The following is a 22,804-nucleotide window of genomic DNA, read 5'->3' on the forward strand; positions in this document are numbered from 1 at the left end:
GCCGATTGGACATGGCCCCGCAGTGATTTCAAACCACGGCGGTTTATCGCGACGGGGGCGTCGCTCCTACGCAAAAGCAACCACTCCACCCGGTAGGAGGCCCGCCCCCGGGCCGATTGAACCCGGCACGGCGGTTATTTCAAACTCTGGCGGTTGATCGTGGCGCGACGCCGCTTACGCCTTGTAGTCTTCCTTTTCCAGTCCGTACTTCTTCATCTTGTCGTACAGGGTTTTGCGCGGCAGGCCCAGCGCATGCAGGGTGTCCTTGATCGAACCGCCATGCTTGGAGAGCTCGGTGTGGATCAGCATGCGCTCGAACCGCTCCACCTGTTCCGGCAGGGTCAGGCCGTTGCCCTGGGCCTCGTCGGTGATCGGCCGGTTGTCGAAGTCGAAGGTGCAGGATTCACCCAGCAGCACATAACGCTCCGCCAGGTTACGCAGCTCACGCACGTTACCGGGCCAGTCATGCATCAACAGGCTGTGCATGCGCTCGGCGGAAACCTCCACCACCTCGCGTCCATACAGCGCCGAGGCCACCAGTACGAAATGCTGGAACAGCAGTGAAATATCTTCGCGGCGCTCGCGCAGCGGCGGGATATCGATCCTGACCACATTCAGACGGTAGTAGAGGTCTTCACGGAACTTACCCTCTTCCGCCAGTTTTTTCAGATCGATTTTGGCCGCGGCCACCACGCGGATATCCAGCGGGATCAGCTGGTTGGAACCCAGACGTTCTATGGCGCGCTCCTCGAGCACCCGCAGCAGTTTGATCTGCAGCGACATCGGCATGCTCTCGATCTCATCGAGAAACAGTGTGCCACCGTTGGCGTGTTCCAGCTTGCCTATACGCCGCGCCTTGGCACCGGTAAAAGCACCCGCCTCGTGACCGAAAAGCTCACTCTCGATCAGGTTTTCCGGCACCGCGCCGCAGTTGATGGCGACGAAGTTTTTCGACCGCCGCGGACTGCTCTCATGGATATAGCGCGCCACCAGATCCTTGCCGGAGCCGGTTTCGGCCAGGATCAGAATATCCGCCGGGGTCTCCGCCACTGTTTTGCACAGTTTGCGCAGGGCGACGATTTTCGGGTCTTTACCCACCAGGCGCGGCCCCGCCGTGTTCTGTATCTCCAGCTCCTGACGCAGACGCCGGTTTTCCAGCGTTAGCCGGCGCTTGTCGACGGCACGACGCACGGTATCGAGCAGAAAATCGGAAGCGAACGGCTTTTCGATAAAGTCGTAGGCCCCTTCGCGTATGGCGCTGACCGCCATGGAGATATCGCCATGTCCGGTAATCAGTATCACCGGCAGCTCACTGTCTACCGCCCGCACCTGGCGCATCAGCTCCAGGCCATCGATGCCGGGCATGTTGATATCGGTAACGATCACACCGGGCCAGTCCGGATCCAGGCGCTCCAGCACACCGTCTGCTGAAGGCAGGGCTTCCACCGTGTAGCCCTCAAGCTCCAGCGTCTGCCCCGCCGCCAGTCGTATATGTTTCTCATCGTCGATCAGCAGTATCGGTGCGATCGTCGCTTCAACGCTTGTCATCCTATTCCTCCGCCGGCAGGACTGTCAGTTCCGGGCGCACGCCACGGGGCAGATCGATGGTAAATACCGCACCGCCCTCGGGATGATTCGCCGCCGTGAGCTTTCCGTCCAGGGTTTCGACGATCCTGTAGGAGATCGACAACCCAAGCCCCAACCCCTGGCCCGACTTCTTGGTGGTGAAGAAGGGTTCAAATACTCGTTCAAGATCCTTTTCGGGGATACCCGGCCCATGGTCGCGCACCGCCAGCAGCAGGCGCTTGTCATGGGTCTCAATGCTGACATCGATGCGCTTGTCCGGGCTCTGCTCCATCGCCTGCAACGCGTTGGCCAGCAGGTTCACCAGCACCTGCTCGAGCCTGAGAATGTCGCCGAGCACGTAAAATTCAGCCAGCCGCTGCGGCCAGTGCACATCGACACCGGCCTTTTCGAAGCGGCCGTACATCAGCGACATGGCGCCATCGCGCACCGCCTGGAGCGATACCAGCTCTGAGCTGTTACTGCTTTTGCGGGCAAACTCCTTGAGCGGATGGATGATGCGGCTCATGCGCTCGGTGAGGCCGCTGATCTCGGTGAGATTGCTGTCCACGGTTTCCAGTCGGTCCCGGGCCAGGAAGGCGCGGGCGTTATCGGCGTAGTTGCGGATCGCCGTCAGCGGCTGGTTCAGTTCGTGGTTGATCCCGGCGGACATCTGCCCGATGACCGCAAGTTTCGCGGTCTGGATCAGTTCGTTCTGGGTCTGGCTGTGCTGTTCCATCTCTTCGCGCAGCTTGTCGTTGGCGCGGCTCAGGTCGGCGGTACGCTCTTCCACCCGGCTTTCCAGCGCTTCCTGGGCAGCCCGCAGCCGGTCCTCCTGCTCCTTGCGCTCGGTCAGGTCGTGCAGGGTGACGATAAAGTGGCGGCCATCGGTCAGCGCCATGCGGTTGATGGTGATCTCCAGCGGAATCTCGCCACCATCGCCACGCAGCCCGGTGACCTCCGCGTTAAGCAGGTCCGCCTGCTCGACGGTATCGGCCAGGATATGGCGCCAGCATTTGACCCGGTCCGGTTGTGTCAGCAGCTGACTGAAATAGTGCCCACGCACCCGCTCCAGACTCTGCCCGAACAGGATTTCTGCGGTGGGATTGATCGACTCGATACAACCGCTGGAATCTAGCACCACCAGCCCCGCATGGGTGTTGTCGATAATCGCCCGTACTCGCGCTTCGTTCTCCTCCAGCGCCAGCATCTCGCGTTGCTGGAACAGGGCCCGCTCGCGCACGATACGACGACGCGCCAGCAGGAACAGGATCAGCAGAGTGATGGCGGCGGTACTGAAGCCCACCAGCAGCAGCGCACTCCACATCGCCTCGCCTACTGGCGCCAGGCTCGCCAGTACCGAGACATGAAGGCCGGTACCCGGCACCTGCTTGCGACGCAGCACATACTTTTTCGGTTCCACCCCATCGAGGGCTTCGTTGCGGATCTCCTTACCATCGAGCAGCGTAATCAGCTCACCGCCCTCAGCCAGGGGTTCTCGTTTAACCACTTCCAGCGCCGACAGCTCGTAATCGCCGTAGCGCTGGCTATCCACAATGCGCCCAAGATCGGCCTGGGAGAGCGCCCGCAGCGAGCGAAACTTCCATTCCGGCCGGGTCGAAATAAAGATGATCCCATCGGAGTCGGTCACCAGAATATCGATCAGCGGGTTACTCCAGTGGCGCTCCACATCGTGCAGATCCACCTTGACCACTACCGCGCCAACCACCTTGCCATCAAGACGCAGAGGACTGGAGAAGTAATAACCGCGGCGGTTGGAGGTGGTGCCCAGTGCAAAGTAACGACCTTCGTTACCAGCCATGGCGTCCTGGAAATAGGGGCGGAAGCTGAAGTTACGACCGATAAAGGTGTCTTCCTTGCGCCAGTTGCTGGCCGCCACGGTCAACCCCTCGGCGTTCATCAGGTAGGCATCGGTGGTGCCCATGATCTCGTTAACCTGCTCGAGATAACGGTTGGCGCTGTCGATGGCAGGGACGCCTGCTTCGGCTACCACGGCGGAGCGTAGATCGGAATGAGTCGAGAGCAGATGCGGCAAATCTTTGTAGCGGCTCAGCTTCTGTTGCAAACTGATAATATAGCGATCGAGGTGAGACTCGGCACTCTGCTGCAGATCTTCAAGCGCCTCCTGTCGGCTGATCACGCCGGTTTCAAGCAGGAGCAGGGAGAACAGCGCAAGCAGCAGGAACAGGATGGCAGGCCGCAAGGCCTTGGGCGGATGGATGGACGGGTCGGTTTTTTCCGCCATCTTATCGACCTATCTCCATGTTGAAATCCTGCATGACTTGAAATTGTAGTGTCTGAATCTTACTTTAGTCGCGCTCCGCCGAACAGGCGTCCTCCACTGCAAGCAGAGACCTTCCGATGCTGAAACGTACCAAGATCGTTGCCACCCTGGGCCCCTCCACCGACCAACCCGGCGTTCTGGAACAGCTGATTCAGAGCGGCGTGAATACTGTCCGCCTTAACTTCTCCCACGGTAGCGCCGACGATCATCGCCAGCGTGTTCAGGCGGTGCGCGAAGCCAGCCGCAAGCTGGGCATTTCAGTCGCGGCCCTGGGCGACCTCCAGGGACCGAAGATCCGTATCGCCCGCTTTGCCGAGGGTCCGATCACGCTGAAGATCGGCGATCACTTTGTCCTCGACGCGGCGCTGGACACCAACGCCGGCAACCAGCAGGAAGTTGGCATCGACTACAAGGCGCTGCCGGGTGACTGCGTTGAAGGCGATATCCTGCTGCTCGACGATGGCCGCGTGCAGCTGCGTGTTACCAGCATCGAAGGCAGCCGCATAAACACCGAAGTGACCATCGGCGGCAAGCTCTCCAACAACAAGGGCATCAACCGCCAGGGCGGCGGTCTTTCCGCTGCCGCGCTGACCGAAAAAGACAAGGCCGACATCAAGGTGGTGGCCGAGCTGGACCTGGACTATGTCGCGGTCTCCTTCCCGCGCTCCGGCGACGATCTGCGCGAAGCCCGCGCCCTGCTCGATGAAGCCGGCAGCCGCGCCGAGATCATCGCCAAGGTGGAGCGCGCCGAAACCGTCGCTACCGAAGCGGCGCTGGATGAGATCATCCTTGCCTGCGACGGCGTCATGGTGGCCCGAGGCGACCTGGGCGTTGAGATCGGCGATGCCGAGCTGATCGGCGTACAGAAGCACATCATCCGCCGCGGCCGCGAGCTGAACCGCGTTGTCATCACCGCCACCCAGATGATGGAAACCATGATCACCGCACCGATGCCGACCCGTGCCGAGGTGTTTGACGTGGCCAACGCCATCCTCGACGGCACCGATGCGGTGATGCTGTCCGCAGAGACCGCTGCCGGCCAATACCCGGTAGAGGTAGTGCAGGCGATGACCCGCATCTGCCAGGGCGCCGAGAAGCACCTGCTGTCGCGTCCGATCACCACCGAGCCGGAACATGCCTGTAAGAGCAGCGACGAGGCGATCGCCCGTTCCGCCATGTTCACCGCCAACAGTCTGCCGACCATCAAGGCGATCATCTGCCTGACCGAATCCGGCTCTACCCCGCTGTGGATGTCGCGTATCCGCTCCGGTCTGCCGATCTACGCGCTGACCCGTAACGAGCAGACCATGCGTCGCGTGGCCCTCTACCGCGGTGTGGAAGCGATGTTCTTCGACGCCACCCAGGCCAGCGAAGCGAAGCTCAACGAAGAGGCGCTGGCGGGACTGGTTGCCGCCGGCAAGATCAACAGCGGCGACACCGTGCTGCTGACCCGCGGCCAGAAGCTGGGCGTGCATGGCGGCACCAACTCCATGCAGATCATCCAGGTGCCCTGAGCACCGCGTTGCTGACAGCCATCCAGCCCCCGCCACGCGGGGGCTTTTTCCACCTCGATTCGCTCTCCATTCACCCCGGAAAACCCCATGCAGATAGAACAGAGACTGGCCAGTGACCTTGGCATCAACCCCGGTCAGGTGCGCGCCACCATCGCACTGCTGGACGAAGGCGCCAGCGTCCCCTTTATCGCCCGCTACCGTAAGGAAGCCACCGGCGCTCTCGACGATACCCAGCTGCGTAACCTGCATCAGCGCCTGGGACAACTGCGTGACCTGGAGAGCCGCCGCGAGACGATTCTGCGCCAACTCGAGGACAACGGTCAGCTCAGCGACGGCCTGAAAAAGGAGCTGCTGGCGGCAGATAACCGCGCCCGACTTGAAGACTTGTACGCTCCCTACCGCCCCAAGCGCCGCAACAAGGCACAGGAGGCGCGCGAAGCAGGTCTTGGCCCACTGGCCGAGAGTCTGCTGCAAAACCCGTCACAGCAAGCAGAACAAGCCGCGACAGCTTTTATCGACGCAGACAAGGGTATCGCCGACAGCGATTCAGCGCTGGAAGGCGCACGGCATATCCTGATCGAGCAGCTGTCCGAAGCCGCCGATCTGGTTGAATCGCTGCGCAAAATGCTCTGGCAGTACGGCCTGCTGGTCAGCCGCGCCGCCCGCGGCAAAGCGGATCCTGACAGCAAGTTCCGCGACTACTTCGAATATTCGGAGCCGGTCGCGAAGATTCCGTCCCACCGTGCTCTGGCGCTGCTGCGTGGTGAGCAGGAAGGGGTACTGAAGTACAAGCTGGAGCTGCCGGAAGGCCGCGAGCAGCTGGGCATCGAGCAGATTCTGCGCCATTGGCAGCTGCGCGCCGCTTCCCTGTCCGACTGGATGCAGCGAACCCTGGAACAGTGCTGGAGTAAAAAACTCCAGCCGCAGCTGGAGACCGAGCTGGTCAAGCGGTTGCGTGAGCAGTCGGAGGACGCCGCCATCGAGGTGTTCGCCCGCAACCTGAATGACCTGCTGCTGGCACCGCCGGCCGGCTCCCGCGTCACCCTGGGGCTGGACCCGGGCCTGCGTACCGGCGTCAAGGTCGCTGTGGTGGACGCCACCGGCCGCTTCCTCGAACACACCACGATCTATCCACACGTGCCGAAAAAACAGTGGGACCAATCCCTGGCGACCCTGGCGAAGCTGTGCAAAAAGCATAGCGTCGAGCTGATCGCCATCGGCAACGGCACCGCTTCGCGGGAGACCGAGCAGCTCGCCCGTGAGCTGGCCAAGCGCGAGACCAGCCTCAACCTGCAACCCGTAGTCGTCAGTGAAGCCGGTGCCTCGGTTTACTCCGCCTCCGAACTGGCAGCGAAAGAGTTTCCCGACCTGGACGTGAGCATCCGCGGTTCGGTTTCCATCGCCCGCCGGCTGCAGGATCCGCTGGCGGAGCTGGTGAAGATCGATCCCCGCTCCATCGGCGTGGGCCAGTACCAGCACGACGTGAACCAGCAGAAGCTGGCCGAAGCGCTGGATGCGGTGGTCGAAACCTGCGTCAACCACGTAGGTGTCGACCTGAACACCGCCTCGAGTGCGCTGCTGCGCCATGTCTCCGGCCTCAACAGCGCCCTGGCCGACAATATCGTCGCCTGGCGCGATGAAACGGGCGTGTTCAGCAACCGCCGCCAGCTGCTCAAGGTAAAGCGGCTCGGACCCAAGGCGTTCGAGCTGTGCGCCGGCTTCCTGCGCATCCGCGACGGCGAAGAGCCGCTGGACAACTCTGCCGTACACCCTGAGTCCTACTCGCTGGTTGCGGCCATCGCCAGGGCGGCGGGGCTGAGCCAGAGCGGACTGCTGGCGAAACCGGATGCGCTGAAATCACTGGACCCGTCCAGCTTTGTCAGCGAAGGCTTCGGCAGCTATACCGTAAACGATGTATTCCGCGAACTGGAAAAGCCTGGGCGCGACCCGCGACCGGAGTTCCGCTCGGTCGAATTTCAGGAAGGGGTGGAAACCCTGGCCGACCTGACGCCGGGCATGAAGCTTGAAGGCGTGGTCACCAACGTCACCAACTTCGGCGCCTTTGTGGATATCGGCGTACATCAGGATGGCCTGGTGCATGTCTCAGAGCTGGCGGATCGTTTTGTCAGCGACCCGCATGACGTGGTCTCCAGCGGCCAGATCGTGCAGGTACGCGTGCTTGAGGTGGACGAGCGCCGCAAGCGGATCGGCCTGAGCATGAAGAGCGAACGCCCGGCCCAGGTCGCGTCCGAGCGCAAGCCAAACAAGAGCGCCCCAAGCCGTGAGCAGAAGCCGGCTCACGAAGGCAGCCTGGGCGCTAAACTGCGCGCAGCGGGCCTGGGTCGCGGGAAAAAATAGGGTGCATGACTCCCGCCCTTGGGCGGGCGTATAATGCCGCGTTTTAGTCTTTTGAACAGGAATTCACCTGTGCAGGCAACTCTGGAAAAACATCTGGATCTACTGGTCGCCACCGGCGATGCCAAACTGCTGACCCAACTGGGCCATGGCATCGAGAAAGAGGGCTTGCGAGTCGACTCTCAGGGGCGTCTGGCACAGACCGACCATCCGCGCGCGCTCGGCTCCACGCTGACGCATCCGCAGATCACCACCGACTATTCCGAAGCGCTGCTGGAGTTCATCACTCCGGTGTGCGATACGCCGGCGGACACGCTGGCCTACCTCGCTGACCTGCACCGCTACACCTACAAGCACCTCGGCGACGAAGAGCTCTGGAACGCCAGCATGCCCTGCGATATCCCGTCCGAGGCGGCGATCCGCATCGCCGAGTATGGCCGTTCCAACGTGGGTACGATGAAACACATCTACCGCGTTGGTCTGCAGCACCGCTACGGCAAGATGATGCAGACCATAGCCGGTATTCATTACAACTTTTCACTGCCGGAAAACTTCTGGCCGGTGTATCAGCAGCTGACGCAGACCGCGGGCACTATGGATGCGTTCCGCTCCGCCGGTTACTTCGGCCTTATCCGCAACTTCCGCCGCTACAGCTGGCTGCTGCTTTACCTGTTCGGTGCCTCACCGGCGCTGTCATCCAGCTTTATGCAAGGCCGCCCGAATCAACTGGAAAAGATCGGCGACCATACGCTGTTCATGCCCTGGGCCACCTCGCTGCGAATGAGCGACCTGGGTTACTCCAACAAGGCGCAGTCGGCACTGAATATCTGCTACAACCATCTCGACAGCTACACCGCCTCGCTGAGCGATGCGATCCGCAGGCCCCACCCGGCTTACGAACAGCTGGGTGTGAAGCAGAACGGCCAGTACAACCAGCTCAACACCAACCTGCTGCAGATCGAGAACGAGTACTACAGCGACGTGCGTCCGAAACGGGTGACCCGTTCCGGCGAGAAGCCGATCCAGGCGCTGCGTGAGCGCGGTGTGGAGTACATCGAGGTGCGCAGCACCGATATCGACCCACTGAAACCGCTGGGGATCGATCTGGAGCAGTCCCTGTTTATGGATGCGTTCCTGATCACCTGCCTGATCTGCTCCAACGAGCCGATCACCGATGCCGAGTGCGAACAGATCGCCATCAACCACCAGCTGATCGTTACCCGTGGCCGTGAGCCTGGCCTGAAACTGGCCTGCTACAACGGTGGCCAGAGCGTGGCCGAGCGCGGCAGCGATATGCTCGACCAGGTGCGACTCACCGCCCAGGTAATGGACAGCATCAAGGGCGGCGACAGCTATACCAAAGCGGTGGATGCGCAGTACGCCAAGCTGGAAGATCCGGATCAGACGCCGTCGGCACAGGTGCTGAACGCCATCCGCGAAAGCGGTGCCGGTTATAACGAATGGGCGCTGCAACAGAGCCGCACACACCGGAAAAACCTGTGCGCTACGCCGTTGTCAGCGGAAAAAGAGCGGCTGTTCGACAAGATGGCCGCGGATTCCCTGGCCGAGCAGCAGGCGATTGAGGCCGCCGACAGCCAGAGCTTCGACGAATTCCTCGCCCACTACATGGCAAGTTAAATGACGGCCAGCTAAGGCTGGCCGGGTTTCCCGCCTGTTTTACTGAACGACAAAGCTGGTAAAGAAGAGGTCGGCGACAAAGGGTTCGCCCTCCTCTTCGCGCAGCATATCCTGCACCAGCTTTAACGCCTCGCCGGACAGCACCTGCTGTGAGGCGATGCTGTCTACACTCTCCTCGGTCTGGGCGCTGAACAGGAACACCAGATCGTTACGGATCTGGGCCTTGTGCGCATTCACCGCGTGATGCGCGGCTTCAGACTCCACCTGCAGCGTCACCTCAGCCTTAAGAAAATGCAGATCATCCGCCGAGCCGAAGTTGGTCACGAACGGCTTGAGCTCGATATAGCTGATATAGGGCGCACCCTCTTCCGCCGCATGCAGCTGAGGAGCCGCCAGAAACAGCATCATTAGTAGCAGCGACTTGAGCGTTCTGAACATTCCCTTTCCCTCTGTGAAAACCTGTGGCCTGTGCCGCAAAAGTATACCGGTGCCGAGGCTGGGCTGACACTATTCGGTGCGCTGTTGCACCCCTGTTGGGCTGGCATTAGTATTGGGGAATAATAAATGCGGAGGGGCGAAAATGCTGGAAAAATGCCGTAATGCCAAAGAACGTTGGGGCGGTGTCAGCGATATTATCGATCAGTGGCTAGAACAGCGTCAGCAGCTGATCCGAACCCTTTTCTCCCTTTCGGATTGTGAGATCGGCAAACCGCTCAATGAACAGCTGACACTGTTCTGCGACCTGCTGATGGATTACCTCTCCTCCGGCCACTTCGAAGTCTACGAGCAGCTGCTGCTTGAGGGCAGCGAGTTTGACGATGGCAGCGTCGACAAGGTGCAGGACCTGTTCCCGCGCATTCAGCCGACCACCAACGCCGCACTGGACTTCAACGACCGCTACGGATCGTTCGACAGCCCCACACTGCGTGAGATTCGCGACTTTGCCGAGGAACTCTCCAACATGTGTGAAACGCTGGAAGACCGCTTCGAGCTGGAAGACCAGCTGATCGAGGTTCTGCACAACGCCCACCGACCCGCGGTGGCCGACGAGGCGTGAAGTTCAGCCTAGCCCTCCTTTGCAGTGTATTGCTCCTGACTGGCTGCAGCGGCGATAGCCCGGATAGCTGGCAGGAGTACACCGCCCAGGGGATCTACAGCGCCACCCTCTCGCCCGATGGCAGCCATGCTATCGTCGGCTCTACCCAGCATGGCGGCAGTTACTGGGACACACGCCGGCATGAACGTCTTTACGACTGGAACCACAAGCAGGGCGAATACACCAACATCGTCGACAGCAGCTTTTCGCCGGATGGCCGCTTTGCCGCCACTGCGAGCAGCATCGACCTGGTGCTCTGGAACACCGATGACGGCAGCCCGATCTGGTACTGGATCGCTCCCGCCGAGGTGCTCTCTATCGCACTGTCAAACAACGGCGACTACGCCCTGCTCGGCCTGGGTAACCATCAGGCGGTCTATTTCGATATCAAGAATGGCGGCATCCTGCGCACTCTGCTGCATCCTGCCCGGGTGCGTTCGGTGGCGCTCGACAACACCGCCAGCCTGGCGCTGACCGGCGATGACGCCTACGCCGCAAGGCTTTGGGATATGAGCAGCGGTAAAGAACTGCACAGCGTCAGCTTCAATAATACCGTCGATACCGTGGCTCTCTCCGGAGACGGACGCTTCGCCTTCAGTTCTGCCACGCTGGACAAGGCCTATATCTGGGACACCCGCAGCGGGCAGATTCTGCATACGCTGAGTGGGGACGAGATGCTGTGGCAAAAACGGATCAGTTACATCAGCGCCCGCTTCTCCAACGATGGCAGCCAGCTGTTGACCGGCTCCGCGTCCGGCAGTGTGCAGCTCTGGGATGTCAGCACCGGCAAACAGCTGCGCAAGTGGCAGACCAAAAAGCGTGAAGCCTACGGACCCACCAGCACCAGCATCGAAGCGGTAGGCTTCGGCAACGATGGCCGTTATTACGCCATCGGCTCTAACGGGCTGATTAACGTGCTGAGGTAAATTCTTCTGCCCTCCCAATCGGCGCGAGGCGCGCCTCCTACCAGACACGAAAACGGCCGCATCAGCGGCCGTTTTTCGGTGCAAGGCAGTGCCTTACTGAGCGTCGGATTCCGGATTGATCTCCAGCAGCTCGACTTCAAATACCAGGGTTTCGTTCGGGCCGATAGCGTTACCCATGCCACCCGGACCATAGGCCAGGTCGGACGGGATCACCAGGCGTGCCTTGCCGCCCTCTTTCATCAGCTGCAGACCTTCGGTCCAACCCGGGATCACCCCGTTCAGCGGGAAAGATACCGGCTTGTCACGTGCGTAAGAGCTATCAAACTCGGTGCCGTCGATCAGAGTACCGCGGTAGTGAACCTTGACGGTGTCCTCTTCGTTCGGGCTTGCGCCTTCACCCTCGGTCAGCTCTTCATACTGCAGGCCGGAATCGGTGGTAACCACGCCATCCTTCTTGCCGTTTTCAGTCATGAACGCTTCACCGGCAGCCTTGTTGTCGTCGGCCAGCTTGGCCATGGCAGCCTGCTGTTCCTGCATTTTCTGCTGCTGGAACGACTGCATCACCGCGCCCATCTCTTCCTGGGTCAGCAGCGGTTCTTCCTCGGAGTAGACAGTCTCCACGCCGCTACGGAAGGCATCGATATCCAGGTCTTCAATATCCAGTTTCAGCTTCTGGCCGAGGATAAGACCCAAGCTGTAGCTGAGTTTCTCCTGGTCGGTGCTAAGCTCCTCGGCCTGGAGAGCCGGTGCAGACACAAGCGCACCGGTCAGTGCCACAGCGATTAAGGTTTTCTTCATGCTCGATTCCTTAACAGTTTAACGCGGGTTGTGCTGGGTTAGTCGTCCATTAAACGCGAAAGTTCAGCCACTGGCCAGCCGACCTGGATCAACGACAGTTATAAAAGCGTCGATCTGTGATGACGCTTGAGATACAGCCCGATCACCCATTTCTGCAACGATCTGTTCAATGTTGCCACGCAGCAGATCCTCCCCAAGCGCCAACTGCACCTCAGGCACAGCCTCAACGCACTGCCACAGCAGCATGATCTCAACCTGCTCACAGGCGAGCTCGGCTTCACGCAGCTTGCGATAGCACGGATCAAGCTCCGGGTTATCCGCTTTCCGCGCTCTCACTTTGTAGCGTAGCGCCCTTAGTGGATGGGTCAGTTCGTTCTGCCACTGCTGCGCTTCACCGCGCAGCAGCTCCGGCATCAACCGGCACCCCTTCTGCGCCAGGAAACAGGCCAGTATCAGGCGGTTGATACTGCATCCAAGACTCTGCAGCTCAAGGGCGGCGGCTTCCACTCCCGGTCGAGCATAGAGATCGAGAGCAAAGCGCCAAAGTGGATTATCCAGTGCCATGATTGCACTCCTTAGAACTGGCGCTGAAGGCCATGCGCGCTGTAAGATTCAGCGCCATGATACAGATCCAGAATCTCAGCTTAAACCGCGGCGCCCTGGCCCTGCTGGAGCAGGCAAATCTGACCCTGCATTCCGGTTGGAAAGTCGGCATTGTCGGTAACAACGGCGTCGGTAAATCGAGCCTCTTCAAACTGCTTTTGGGCGAGCTTCAGCCGGATGCCGGCGAGCTCAAGCTGCCGGCAGGGCTTTCTATCGCCCATATGGCCCAGGAGGTGTCCGCCACCGACCGCACGGCGCTGGAATATGTGCTCGACGGCGACGCGCGTCTGCGCCAGGTTCAGCAACAGCTCGCCGAGGCGGAAGCGGCGCACCAGGCGGGCCGTATCGGTGAACTGCACGCCGAGCTCGATGCCATCGACGGCTACCGGGCCGAGTCCCGCGCCCACCAGCTGCTCGACGGCCTTGGCTTTATGCCGGGTGACGCCGAACGTCCGGTCAACAGCTTTTCCGGCGGCTGGAGGATTCGTCTTAACCTGGCCCAGGCGCTGATGTGCCGCTCCGACCTGCTGCTGCTCGACGAGCCCACCAACCACTTGGATCTGGACGCCACCATCTGGCTGGAGCAGTGGCTCAAGCTCTACCCGGGCACCCTGCTGCTGATCTCCCACGACCGCGACTTTATCGACGCCGTAGTCGGCCATGTGGCGCATATGCACAACCGTCAGCTCACTCTCTACAAGGGTGGCTACTCGGCGTTCGAGCACCTGCGTGCAGAAAAGCTTTCCCAGCAGCAGGCCGCCTACGAGAAACAGCAGGCCCGTATCGAGCAGATCGAGGGCTTTGTGCGCCGCTTCAAGGCCAAGGCCTCGAAAGCCAAGCAGGCGCAGAGCCGGGTCAAGGAGCTGGAGCGGATGGAGCAACTCTCCCCGGCTCATATCGACAGCCCGTTCACCTTTACTTTCGACTGCTCCGACAAGCTCTCCTCGCCGCTGCTGACGCTCTACGATGCGGATCTCGGCTACCCGGGCCGCACCATACTCAAGGATATCGCGCTGACGCTGACGCCGGGCGAACGGATCGGCCTGCTGGGTCATAACGGCGCCGGTAAATCGACGCTGATCAAAAGCCTGGTCGGCTCCATCGATCTGGTGAACGGTGAGCGCCATGAGGGCGAGCATCTCGAGATAGGCTACTTCGCCCAGCACCAGCTGGAAGCCCTGGATCTGGCCGCATCACCGCTATTGCACCTGCAACGTATATCGCCCAAAAGCTCCGACCAGGAGCTGCGTAACTTTTTAGGCAGCTTTGGCTTCATCGGTGATCAGGCGTTGGACCCGGTGGGTTCGTTCTCCGGCGGCGAAAAGGCCCGCGTCGCGCTGGCCCTGATCGCCTGGCGCAAACCCAACCTGCTGCTGCTCGATGAGCCCACCAACCACCTGGACCTGGAAGTGCGTCATGCACTGACATTGGCCCTGCAATCTTTCGATGGTGCGCTGATCCTGGTCTCCCACGACCGCCACCTGATCCGGAACAGCGTGGACCGCTTCCTGCTGGTCGCAAACGGCGGTGTCGAGGAGTTCAACGGAGACCTGGACGACTATCACCAGTGGCTGGCACAGCAGCGCCGGGACCAGTCCAGCAGCGACGAAGCACCTAAAGAGACCCGCTCGCTCAGCGCTGCCGAGCGCAAGGAACAGAAACGCCTTGAAGCGGAGCGACGCGCTCAGTTAAGACCGCTGAAGAAAGAGGTGGAAAAGCTGGAAAAGGCGCTGGAGAAAACCAGCGATGCGCTGGGCAAGGTGGAAGAAGCACTGGGTGATCCGGCAGTCTATGATGACAGCGCCAAGGAGCAGCTGAAGACCCTGCTGGCGGATCAGGCTCGCCTGACCCGTGAACAGCAGGAGATCGAAGAAGCCTGGATGGAGCAGCTCGAAGCACTCGAACTGCTCCAGGAAGAGCTGGATCAGGCGGACAGCTGAGCGTCGCTCAGACCGCCGTCCGGTGTTTGCTGAGGGTGTGGGTCAGTTGATCCAGGCCGTCACGGTTGGCAAGTAATGCTGTCATGGCGGCTTCCAGATCATCTTCACTGAGCCCCAGAGACTCATACATATCCGGCTCCAGGGTCGTGATCGGCCCATCGGCCAGTTTCTCCTGACGCAACAGAGCCTGAGCCAGACGCAGTAAGCGGGCGTAGGGTTCGCCATCTCCGACCGGCAGTTCGAACTGCTGCTGGCGTATACCCGAGCACACCTCCGACGGCAGATTCCAGCTTTCCAGCAACCAGCCACCGACCTGATCCCGGGTTACCTTGAGCACATGCTGTTCAACCAGCTGGGGCTCCAGATGCGGGTTGGCCTCGATGTAACGTGACAACACGGAGAACTGCGGCTGGAACAGGTGGGCCAGCACCAGGTAGCCAAAGTTATTCAGCAGCCCGGAAAGATAGGCAAGACCTGCCTTGGGCCGGGTTTCGATCGGCATGCGACGGGTCAACAGCTCACACAGAGTGGCCGTATATACCGACTGCTTCCAGTACGGAGTCGAGCCGCGGGGCACATCTTCCGGCAGGTTCAACACCTGGCCCATGGCGATTCCCAGCGCCAGGTTTACCACCAGATCAAAGCCCAGCACGCGGATCACCGCATCCTCAATCGATTCTACCTTGCCCGGCGCCGCGTAATAGGGCGATGCCGCCCAGCTCATCACCTGGGCCGACAGGCTGGGGTCCAGACGTACGACAGGGACCAAAGCATCAACACCGGAATCCGGATCCGAGCGCAACATGATGATCTTCTGGGTGGTCGGCGCCAGCGCCGGCAGCCCAAGGGTGTCTTCGAGGCGCTGCTGAATACGCAGCGCGGTAAAACGCTCCACCGCGCGAGTGATTGCTACGGCATCCCGGCCGCGCTCGCCGCCGTTCTGCACCTGGATGGTCTCAGGCTCCAGACCCAGCTCGCCGTAGAGAACCTCCTGTTCCGGCGCCGTATCCAGCCCCCAGTGAAAGTGCAGTCCGCTGCGCAACTCACAGAGCTCTACGCCGCTACACCCCTGCAGGGATGAATCCACCAGCAGGGTAAAGGAGTGCATCAACCGCTGCTGCCCCTCTTCGTTCTGCAGACCCGCCTGGGAGAAATAGCGCAGCGTATCCTCGCCGCGAGCGGCGCGCAGTTTGCGGCCTGAAAGCGACCAGACGGCAGCCATGTTGAGCAGTTTGTCGGAGGGCACCAGAACCAGCACCTTGCCTTCGGCATCATGCATCAGCACGAGCCGGACACAGGCCCCTTCTGGGTTGTCATATGCGGGGATCTGCACACCTAAAGTCACTGAAAATCTCCGGATTGGAAAAAGCTATGTCAGGAATTTATATCGAAGAGAAGCCAGTATTCCTTACCAGCTTCCCTGGCCCATTCAATACGTTCCAGCGAATGAACCAGATTATATGAACGAGCGGCTGAAAACCGCAAAAACCTTTAACTTTCAATAAAGAACTGACACAACACAGAGACAGAAGAGATCTTAGAGACGAGCGATATGGTTTACGCCCAACTGCCGGCGCAGCTGCTTGATCACCTTCGCCAGGTGGATACGGTTGAATACGGTCAGTTCCATCTGAACACTGTATAGCTGCCCTTCCCGCTCACCGCTATCGATCTTGAGCAGATTGGCTCCCGCGGAAGCTACCGCCATGGCCAGGTGGGCAATAATGCCGCGCTGAGACTCCACCGACAGCATCAATGCCACCGGATATTCCTCTTCGGCCAGGCTCGACCATTCGAGGAAAACGCATTTTTCCGGATCTTCACGCATGTAGCGGATATTGCGGCAGTCGGTCCGATGCACCACCAGGCCACGGCCGGTGCTGATATGACCGACGATGGCATCACCCGGGATCGGATGACAGCAGCGTGCATAGTGCATCACCATGCCCTCGGTGCCATGCACCGCCAGCGGCTTACCCTGGGGTGAGAGCGTCTGGGTCTGTTCGCTGTCCGGTGCAACCTCGGGCCGCAGCCGACGCGCCACCACGTAGGCCATGCGGTTACCCATGCCGATATCTTCCAGCAGGGCATCGATATTCTTGAGCTCCGCCTCATCCAGCAGGGCCTGCAGCTTGTCCGGATCGATATCGTCGATACCGGCGCCATAGTTAGCCATGAACTGGTTCAGCAGACGCCGGCCCAGCTCCACGGATTCGTGGCGCTGCTGGTTCTTCAGGAAGTGACGAATGCTGGAACGCGCCTTGCCGGTGACGACGAAATTGAGCCAGGCCATGTTGGGCTGTGCCCGCGGCGTGGTGATGATCTCGACGGTCTGGCCGGAGTCCAGCGCTTCAGACAGCGGTGCCAGGCGGCGGTTGATGCGACAGGAAACGCAGGAGTTGCCGACATCGGTATGCACGGCGTAGGCAAAGTCCACCGGAGTCGCACCGCGAGGCAGCTCGAGAATGCGCCCCTTGGGCGTGAACACGTAGACCTCGTCCGGGAACAGGTCTTTCTTGACGTGCTCGATAAACTCCATGGAATCGCCGGCACGACGCTGCATCTCCAGCAGCCCCTGAACCCATTTGCGGGCACGGTTGTAGGATCCGACAGCGCTGTCTGAATCGCCGTAAACCTTGTAGTGGGAGTGCTCGGCGATCCCCTGGCTGGCCACGGCATCCATCTCGCGGGTACGGATCTGCACCTCGATGGTGATTCCGCGGGCGCCGAACAGCGCGGTGTGCAGCGACTGGTAACCGTTCGCCTTGGGGATAGCGATGTAATCCTTAAAGCGACCCGGCACCGGTTTATAGAGGTTATGCACTGCGCCCAGGATGCGGTAGCAATCGTCCACCGAGTCGGTGACGACGCGGAACGCGAACACATCCATGATCTCTGAAAACGCCTTACTCTGCGTTTTCATCTTGCGATAGATGCTGTACAGGTGCTTCTCGCGACCGGTCACTATGCCGGGCAGGTGTTCCTTGTCGATCCGTCCCTGAATCGCCTGTTCGATCTGGGTAATGATATCGCGACGCTGGCCCCGCGCCTTGACCACGGCGCGGCGGATATAGCGCGCGCGCATCGGGTAGTAGGCCTGGAACGCCAGGTCCTCGAGCTCCACCTGCAGATCGCGCATACCAAGACGCGCAGCGATGGGAGAATAGATATCCAGGGTTTCACGGGCGATACGGCGCTGTTTCACCGGCGGCATGGCACCCAGGGTGCGCATGTTATGCAGACGGTCGGCCAGCTTGACCAGAATGACGCGGATGTCCTCCGCCATGGCCAGCACCATCTTCTGGAAGTTTTCCGCCTGGGCCTCAGCCTTGGTTTCGAACTCAAGATGGGTCAGCTTGGATACGCCGTCGACGATATCCGCCACCGGCTTGCCGAACTGGGTTTCGATCCCCTCGTAACTGATCTCGGTATCTTCGATCACATCATGCAGCATCGCCGCCATCAGGCTTTGATGATCCATGTGCATTTCGGAGAGAACACCGGCGACCGCCAGCGGATGGGTTACGTAGGGTTCACCGCTTTTGCGGCGCTGACCGTCATGGGCCTGTTCGGCGTAGAAATAGGCGCGACGCACCTGCCGGATCTGTTCAAGATCCAGATACTCGGTCAGATTGTCTGAAAGGGCATCGATGGTCGGCATCATATCTCGTGAACCTCGGTAGCGCCGGCATCAACTCAGCGTCGCCGGCGAAAAGCTCTACCCGATGATGATGCCGTATCCGAAAGCGGAGGGGAAGATCAGCCCTCGTCGCGCTCGTCGAGGATAGTGCGGTCGACGAAACCTTCAGCGATTTCGCGCAGGGCAACAACGGTGGGCTTGTCGTTTTCCCACTCAACCTGGGCATCTTTGCCACCAGTCGCCAGCTGACGTGCACGACGGGACGCGACCATTACCAGCTCGAAGCGGTTATCAAGATTATCCAGGCAGTCTTCAACTGTTACTCGTGCCATTGCAGTCCTCGGCGGGAAATTGGGTGATGAAAATAAAACCAGTCGGCTAGTTTACGATTCGATCAAAGCTTAGACAAGAGGCCGGAGAGCAAAGCCTCGTGTCGCTGCTGCTGTCGGTCCTGCGTCAGGCGCGCACTGCGGAACACCGAGGCAAGATCAGCCAGGGCCGTTTCGAAGTCGTCGTTGATGATCAGGTAGTCGAACTCGCTGTAGTGGCTGATCTCGGAAACGGTTTTCGACAGGCGGCGCTGGATCACCTCTTCGGTATCGGTACCGCGGCCACGCAGACGGCGCTCCAGTACTTCGCGGCTCGGCGGCAGAATGAACACGGAGCGCGCATCCGGCATCAGGCGACGCACCTGCTCGGCTCCCTGCCAGTCGATCTCGAGAATCACGTCCAGGCCTTTATCGAGCTGTTCCTGAACCCAGATCTGAGAGGTGCCGTACTTGTTATCGAACACCTCGGCGTATTCCAGGAACTGGCCTTTTTCGATTTTGGCCTCGAACTGCTCGGGCGTGACGAAGTTATAGTCGACGCCATCGATTTCGCCCTCACGACATGGACGCGTGGTGTGCGAAACCGACACCACTACTTGGGTATCACGTTCAAGCAGAGCCTTGACCAGGCTGGTCTTGCCGGCACCGGATGGGGCCGAAACGATGTAAAGATGACCCAGATGTTTCATGTCGCTAGCTACCCTCTGATCGCAAAGGCGGAATTCTAGCAGAAAGCGAGGCCGAGTCCGACGTCCGAGCGGCTAACTTTTAAGCGTTTCGAGTAGGCTGTCCGGCACAAACTCGGTATCTTTGACCCGCTTGGTCACGATATAGGTGTAGTAGCGGCGCAGACCGATATCAGCGTTGAGCATACGATCGACAAAGCGCTGGTAATCATCCACAGAGGGCGCAATCACCTTGAGCATATAGTCGATGCCGCCGCCGAGGGCGTAGCACTCCAGCACCTCGGGCTGCTCCTGCATGGCACGCTCAAAGCGGTCGAAATCGGCAGCCTGGTGGCTGTTCAGCTCCGCTTCCATAAACACAATGGTCTGGCGACTCAGCGCAGACCAGGCGATGCGGGCGCCATAGCCTTCGATGACGCCGAGTTTTTCCAGATGTTGCAGACGCTCCCAGCAGGGTGTCGGCGACAGATTGACCCGCCGCGCCAGCTCCGTCTTGGTGATGCGCCCCTCCCGTTGCAGGATCGACAGCATCTGGATATCCCGATCATCCAGTCTTATACGCATTCAGGCTTCGTCTCTCGTATTCAGCTCTCGTGTTCGGCTCGCTTATTCAGCTCTCTTATTAAAAAACCATGGCTCAGCTTTCAATCAACGTCCCCAACCCTTTCTGCCGTGCAATCCGCAGCGCCAGGTCGGCGATGGCGGTGTCCTGAACGCCGGTACCGGTCAGGTCACAGAGGGTGATCTGCTCCTCCGAGTGCCGCCCCGGCACCAGGCCTGCGCTGATCGCCGGTAGCTCCGGCAATATGCTGTCGGCGTCGATGAGGCCCGCTTTGACTGCCGTGCGCATCTCACCGCGTTCCAGCGACTGGCTGACACGATCTACCGCCACCAGGTCCGCCTGCACCAGTACGCGAGGGTCGATCTCGTTTTTCTCCGGCGAATCACAACCCATGGCAGTGATATGCAGCCCCGGATGCAGCCAATCAGCATCGATCACCGGCTCTTTCGCCGGCGTGGTGGTGATCACCACCTGGGAGGCTTTCACCAGCGCCTCGGCGCTATCCGCGACGCTGACGGGAATACCCAGAACCTGCGTCTGCTCATCGGCGTATTGCCTGGCCCTGGCGGCATCGCGTCCCCAGACCAGTAGGTGCTCCACATTACGTTCCAGCAACAGTGCCTGCGCCTGCAGCCGAGCCTGCAGCCCGGTACCGATCATACCGGCGGTTTCGACCCGCTGCGGCGCCATAAAGCGGGCGGCCACGCCACCGGCCGCCGCAGTGCGGATATCGGTCAGGTAACCGTTATCCAGCAGTACCGCCGAGACGATGCCGGTTTCGGCGGACAGCGCCACCATCAGGCCGTTCAGGCTTGGCAGCCCTTTGAGTGGGTTGTTAAAGAAGCCGGGGCTGACCTTGATGGCGAAGTTATCCATGCCCGGCACATAGGCGGTCTTCACATCCACCTCGCCGTTCACCTGGGGCAATTCCATGCTCAAAACAGGCGGCATCACCACGCCGCCCTGGGCCAGGCGAGCAAAGGCGGCGGCGATCACGTCGGTGACCTCTTTGGTCAGCCTGACGCACTGTCTGAGTTCAGATTCGGTCAGTATGCTGATCTCGGCCATGATGACCTCCTGCTTAGCTGTCTTCGCTGTTCCAAGCGCTGTGACTGCCATCAATCACCGCCGTAAACGCGTCCATATCCACATTACGGCCAGAAACGATGATCGCGATTTTCGATCCCAGCTTGGCGCCCATCTCTCGCCGGCGTTCAGGCTCCAGCAACAGCGCCGCACCCAGGGTACTGGCTCCCTCGGCCACCAGCTGTTCATGACGATAGAGATGGCGCATGCTGGCGGCGATCTCCCGCTCCTCCAGCAGCACATAGGCATCCATCAAGGAGCTCACATGCTCGTAGGTGTAACGGTTATCCAGACCGATGCCGCCACCGAGGGAATCGGCCAGGGTTTCCAGCTCTTCAACCTCAACCGGCTTTCCAGCCTGCAGGCTGGCCGCCATGGCCGCGCCCCGGCGCGGGCTGACGCCGATAATACGGATATCCGGTTTGATCGCCTTTGCGGCCAGCGCTATGCCGCTGAGCAGCCCGCCACCGGAGAGCCCGATAATCAGGGTGTCGACTTCCGGCCAGTCCTCCAGAATCTCCAGCCCGATGGTGCCCTGCCCTGCGATCACATCGGCGTGGTCAAAAGGCGGGATTTCATTCATGCCCTGTTCGGCGACCAGCTTATCCACAAGCTGCTGCGCCTCGTCCTGGCTACGCCCGTGAATGCGCACATCGGCACCTAGCGCCCGGATCGCTTCGACCTTGTTCTGCGGCACCAGCGACGACATGCAGATAGTCGCCCGGGCACCCAGCTGCGATGCCCCCCAGGCCAGGGCGCGGCCATGATTGCCGGTGGAGGCGCAAACCACGCCACGCGCCAGCTGTTCCTCACTCAGATTGGCCAGCGCATTGACCGCACCGCGCAGTTTGAAGGCGCCGGTGGGCTGGGTGGTTTCCAGCTTCAGACGCACCTCGGTGTGTTCATCACCGAGGCTGAACGCCGGAATCAGTGGCGTACGGGTAACACGCCCGGCGATGGCCCGACGGGCACGATACACGGCGGCTAGATCGATCAGGCTCATGCAACCAATCCATTCTCGGTAGACATCAGTTTCAACCGCTGCAACGCCATGGCGATATGGCGGCGGCGCAGATTGCCAACGGCGACCATCTGTCCGCTTTCCAGCAGTTGCAGGGTTTCGCGGATCTCGTTGGCGAACATCTCCGCCTCCATCGCCACGGTTTCGTCGCGCATCAGGTAGGGCCACATCCGCGATGAGCGGTAGAACAGCAGCGTCGCCACTTCGCGCAGGGCGCGGTTACCCACCAGCTGCATCAGCTGTTCGAAAAATTCGATATTTACCTGGGCAAACAGACGCTTGGGATTTTCGTCACTGCCGACCTGGCGGGTACGTTCAAGGGTTTCATGGATCGAGGCCAGCAGCTCTTCCGACGGCGGCATCGGCGCCATGATGCCCAGGTGACAGACCAGTTCCATACGCACCTGGTACACCTCGGCCAGGTAATCAAAATCGATTTCGGTCACCAGCGTGCCCACGCCGTGACGGATCTCCAGCAGACCCTCGAGTTCAAGCCGCCCAAGCACCTTGCGAACCGGCGTGCGGCTGACATCAAACTCCCGCGCCAGCGCCACTTCGGAAAGGCGCGTGCCCGGCTTGTAATCCAGCAGACAGATGCGGCTGCGCAGCGTGGAGTAGATATGTTCGAAACGCTGTTCGACGCCGCTCAGGGATTCATCCACCTCGGTACCGGAACTGTCCGGCAAAGCATTCATCGTGTTTCAACCCGCTCTTTTAAAATCATTGTTGTTATGGGAGCCGA

Annotated in this window: 19 protein-coding genes; 6 read left to right on the plus strand and 13 right to left on the minus strand. The window is 60.5% G+C overall.

Annotated elements, in window-relative coordinates; translation table 11 throughout:
- Positions 1-174: 174 nt before the first annotated feature.
- Together C4S72_RS18880 and C4S72_RS18885 are read right to left on the minus strand one after the other, a co-directional pair.
- The gene (locus C4S72_RS18880; RefSeq protein WP_104004728.1) at positions 175-1,548 is read right to left on the minus strand and encodes a sigma-54-dependent transcriptional regulator; all 1,374 of its coding nucleotides are present in this window, start codon (positions 1,546-1,548) and stop codon (positions 175-177) included.
- Position 1,549: 1 nt separating this feature from the next.
- Complete coding sequence (locus C4S72_RS18885; RefSeq protein ID WP_104004729.1) at positions 1,550-3,829, minus strand: ATP-binding protein; 2,280 nt, start codon at positions 3,827-3,829, stop codon at positions 1,550-1,552.
- Positions 3,830-3,945: 116 nt separating this feature from the next.
- Here C4S72_RS18885 and pyk point away from each other — a divergent pair, with 116 nt between their 5' ends.
- The 3 genes from pyk to gshA all read left to right on the plus strand — a co-directional run bounded on the left by pyk (position 3,946) and on the right by gshA (position 9,375).
- The gene (gene pyk / locus C4S72_RS18890) at positions 3,946-5,382 is read left to right on the plus strand and encodes a pyruvate kinase (protein ID WP_104004730.1); all 1,437 of its coding nucleotides are present in this window, start codon (positions 3,946-3,948) and stop codon (positions 5,380-5,382) included.
- Positions 5,383-5,469: 87 nt separating this feature from the next.
- Entirely contained in the window at positions 5,470-7,740 is a 2,271-nt protein-coding gene (locus C4S72_RS18895; protein WP_104004731.1) for a Tex family protein, read from the plus strand.
- A gap of 69 nt (positions 7,741-7,809) precedes the next feature.
- Positions 7,810-9,375 (plus strand): glutamate--cysteine ligase, encoded by a 1,566-nt coding sequence (gshA, locus tag C4S72_RS18900; RefSeq protein ID WP_104004732.1) that lies wholly within the window; start codon positions 7,810-7,812, stop codon positions 9,373-9,375.
- A 39-nt stretch (positions 9,376-9,414) separates the two neighbouring features.
- Here the strand turns inward: gshA and C4S72_RS18905 are convergent, their stop codons facing one another.
- Complete coding sequence (locus C4S72_RS18905; RefSeq protein ID WP_104004733.1) at positions 9,415-9,813, minus strand: flagellar basal body-associated FliL family protein; 399 nt, start codon at positions 9,811-9,813, stop codon at positions 9,415-9,417.
- A 142-nt stretch (positions 9,814-9,955) separates the two neighbouring features.
- On the opposite strand from C4S72_RS18905, the gene rsd reads away from it, so the two are divergent.
- Together rsd and C4S72_RS18915 are read left to right on the plus strand one after the other, a co-directional pair.
- Positions 9,956-10,432 (plus strand): sigma D regulator, encoded by a 477-nt coding sequence (rsd, locus tag C4S72_RS18910; RefSeq protein ID WP_104004734.1) that lies wholly within the window; start codon positions 9,956-9,958, stop codon positions 10,430-10,432.
- Between the two features lie 29 nt (positions 10,433-10,461).
- Entirely contained in the window at positions 10,462-11,397 is a 936-nt protein-coding gene (locus C4S72_RS18915) for a WD40 repeat domain-containing protein (RefSeq protein WP_235009193.1), read from the plus strand.
- A gap of 93 nt (positions 11,398-11,490) precedes the next feature.
- Here C4S72_RS18915 and C4S72_RS18920 read toward each other — a convergent pair whose 3' ends face one another.
- Both C4S72_RS18920 and C4S72_RS18925 read right to left on the minus strand, forming a co-directional pair.
- Positions 11,491-12,195 carry an FKBP-type peptidyl-prolyl cis-trans isomerase gene (locus C4S72_RS18920; RefSeq protein ID WP_104004736.1) on the minus strand — a complete coding sequence of 235 codons (705 nt, stop codon included), beginning with the start codon at positions 12,193-12,195 and terminating at the stop codon, positions 11,491-11,493.
- A gap of 63 nt (positions 12,196-12,258) precedes the next feature.
- Positions 12,259-12,759 (minus strand): TIGR02444 family protein, encoded by a 501-nt coding sequence (locus tag C4S72_RS18925; RefSeq protein ID WP_104004737.1) that lies wholly within the window; start codon positions 12,757-12,759, stop codon positions 12,259-12,261.
- Between the two features lie 56 nt (positions 12,760-12,815).
- Here C4S72_RS18925 and C4S72_RS18930 point away from each other — a divergent pair, with 56 nt between their 5' ends.
- A complete protein-coding gene (locus tag C4S72_RS18930; RefSeq protein WP_104004837.1) occupies positions 12,816-14,738 on the plus strand; it encodes an ATP-binding cassette domain-containing protein in 1,923 nt (640 codons plus the stop codon).
- 7 nt (positions 14,739-14,745) lie between these two features.
- Here C4S72_RS18930 and C4S72_RS18935 read toward each other — a convergent pair whose 3' ends face one another.
- The 8 genes from C4S72_RS18935 to C4S72_RS18970 form a co-directional block, all read right to left on the minus strand.
- Positions 14,746-16,083, minus strand: coding sequence for an HDOD domain-containing protein (locus C4S72_RS18935; RefSeq protein ID WP_235009194.1), 1,338 nt, complete (start codon positions 16,081-16,083; stop codon positions 14,746-14,748).
- 192 nt (positions 16,084-16,275) lie between these two features.
- The gene (spoT, locus tag C4S72_RS18940; protein WP_104004738.1) at positions 16,276-18,399 is read right to left on the minus strand and encodes a bifunctional GTP diphosphokinase/guanosine-3',5'-bis pyrophosphate 3'-pyrophosphohydrolase; all 2,124 of its coding nucleotides are present in this window, start codon (positions 18,397-18,399) and stop codon (positions 16,276-16,278) included.
- Between the two features lie 98 nt (positions 18,400-18,497).
- Positions 18,498-18,710, minus strand: a complete 213-nt coding sequence (gene rpoZ, locus C4S72_RS18945) for a DNA-directed RNA polymerase subunit omega (protein WP_104004739.1) — start codon at positions 18,708-18,710, stop codon at positions 18,498-18,500.
- Positions 18,711-18,772: 62 nt separating this feature from the next.
- Positions 18,773-19,396, minus strand: coding sequence for a guanylate kinase (gene gmk, locus C4S72_RS18950; RefSeq protein WP_104004740.1), 624 nt, complete (start codon positions 19,394-19,396; stop codon positions 18,773-18,775).
- Positions 19,397-19,468: 72 nt separating this feature from the next.
- Positions 19,469-19,957, minus strand: a complete 489-nt coding sequence (locus tag C4S72_RS18955) for an Lrp/AsnC family transcriptional regulator (protein WP_235009195.1) — start codon at positions 19,955-19,957, stop codon at positions 19,469-19,471.
- Between the two features lie 73 nt (positions 19,958-20,030).
- The gene (locus tag C4S72_RS18960) at positions 20,031-21,023 is read right to left on the minus strand and encodes a cyclodeaminase (protein WP_200826836.1); all 993 of its coding nucleotides are present in this window, start codon (positions 21,021-21,023) and stop codon (positions 20,031-20,033) included.
- A gap of 13 nt (positions 21,024-21,036) precedes the next feature.
- Entirely contained in the window at positions 21,037-22,044 is a 1,008-nt protein-coding gene (eutB, locus tag C4S72_RS18965; protein WP_104004741.1) for a hydroxyectoine utilization dehydratase EutB, read from the minus strand.
- Positions 22,041-22,757, minus strand: a complete 717-nt coding sequence (locus tag C4S72_RS18970) for a GntR family transcriptional regulator (RefSeq protein ID WP_104004742.1) — start codon at positions 22,755-22,757, stop codon at positions 22,041-22,043. Before C4S72_RS18970 ends, eutB begins: the two co-directional genes overlap by 4 nt.
- Between the last annotated feature and the right edge of the window lie 47 nt (positions 22,758-22,804).

This window comes from Marinobacterium lutimaris, from assembly GCF_900108065.1.
GTDB lineage: Bacteria > Pseudomonadota > Gammaproteobacteria > Pseudomonadales > Balneatricaceae > Marinobacterium_D > Marinobacterium_D lutimaris.

What these genes read in the sequence shown, in the direction of transcription:
- C4S72_RS18880 (WP_104004728.1), bottom strand. Translation starts at nt 1,548, where the DNA reads ATGACAAGCGTTGAAGCGACGATCGCACCGATACTGCTGATCGACGAT.
- C4S72_RS18885 (WP_104004729.1), bottom strand. Translation starts at nt 3,829, where the DNA reads ATGGCGGAAAAAACCGACCCGTCCATCCATCCGCCCAAGGCCTTGCGG.
- pyk (WP_104004730.1), top strand. Translation starts at nt 3,946, where the DNA reads ATGCTGAAACGTACCAAGATCGTTGCCACCCTGGGCCCCTCCACCGAC.
- C4S72_RS18895 (WP_104004731.1), top strand. Translation starts at nt 5,470, where the DNA reads ATGCAGATAGAACAGAGACTGGCCAGTGACCTTGGCATCAACCCCGGT.
- C4S72_RS18905 (WP_104004733.1), bottom strand. Translation starts at nt 9,813, where the DNA reads ATGTTCAGAACGCTCAAGTCGCTGCTACTAATGATGCTGTTTCTGGCG.
- rsd (WP_104004734.1), top strand. Translation starts at nt 9,956, where the DNA reads ATGCTGGAAAAATGCCGTAATGCCAAAGAACGTTGGGGCGGTGTCAGC.
- C4S72_RS18920 (WP_104004736.1), bottom strand. Translation starts at nt 12,195, where the DNA reads ATGAAGAAAACCTTAATCGCTGTGGCACTGACCGGTGCGCTTGTGTCT.
- C4S72_RS18925 (WP_104004737.1), bottom strand. Translation starts at nt 12,759, where the DNA reads ATGGCACTGGATAATCCACTTTGGCGCTTTGCTCTCGATCTCTATGCT.
- C4S72_RS18930 (WP_104004837.1), top strand. Translation starts at nt 12,816, where the DNA reads ATGATACAGATCCAGAATCTCAGCTTAAACCGCGGCGCCCTGGCCCTG.
- spoT (WP_104004738.1), bottom strand. Translation starts at nt 18,399, where the DNA reads ATGCCGACCATCGATGCCCTTTCAGACAATCTGACCGAGTATCTGGAT.
- rpoZ (WP_104004739.1), bottom strand. Translation starts at nt 18,710, where the DNA reads ATGGCACGAGTAACAGTTGAAGACTGCCTGGATAATCTTGATAACCGC.
- gmk (WP_104004740.1), bottom strand. Translation starts at nt 19,396, where the DNA reads ATGAAACATCTGGGTCATCTTTACATCGTTTCGGCCCCATCCGGTGCC.
- C4S72_RS18955 (WP_235009195.1), bottom strand. Translation starts at nt 19,957, where the DNA reads ATGCGTATAAGACTGGATGATCGGGATATCCAGATGCTGTCGATCCTG.
- C4S72_RS18960 (WP_200826836.1), bottom strand. Translation starts at nt 21,023, where the DNA reads ATGGCCGAGATCAGCATACTGACCGAATCTGAACTCAGACAGTGCGTC.
- eutB (WP_104004741.1), bottom strand. Translation starts at nt 22,044, where the DNA reads ATGAGCCTGATCGATCTAGCCGCCGTGTATCGTGCCCGTCGGGCCATC.
- C4S72_RS18970 (WP_104004742.1), bottom strand. Translation starts at nt 22,757, where the DNA reads ATGAATGCTTTGCCGGACAGTTCCGGTACCGAGGTGGATGAATCCCTG.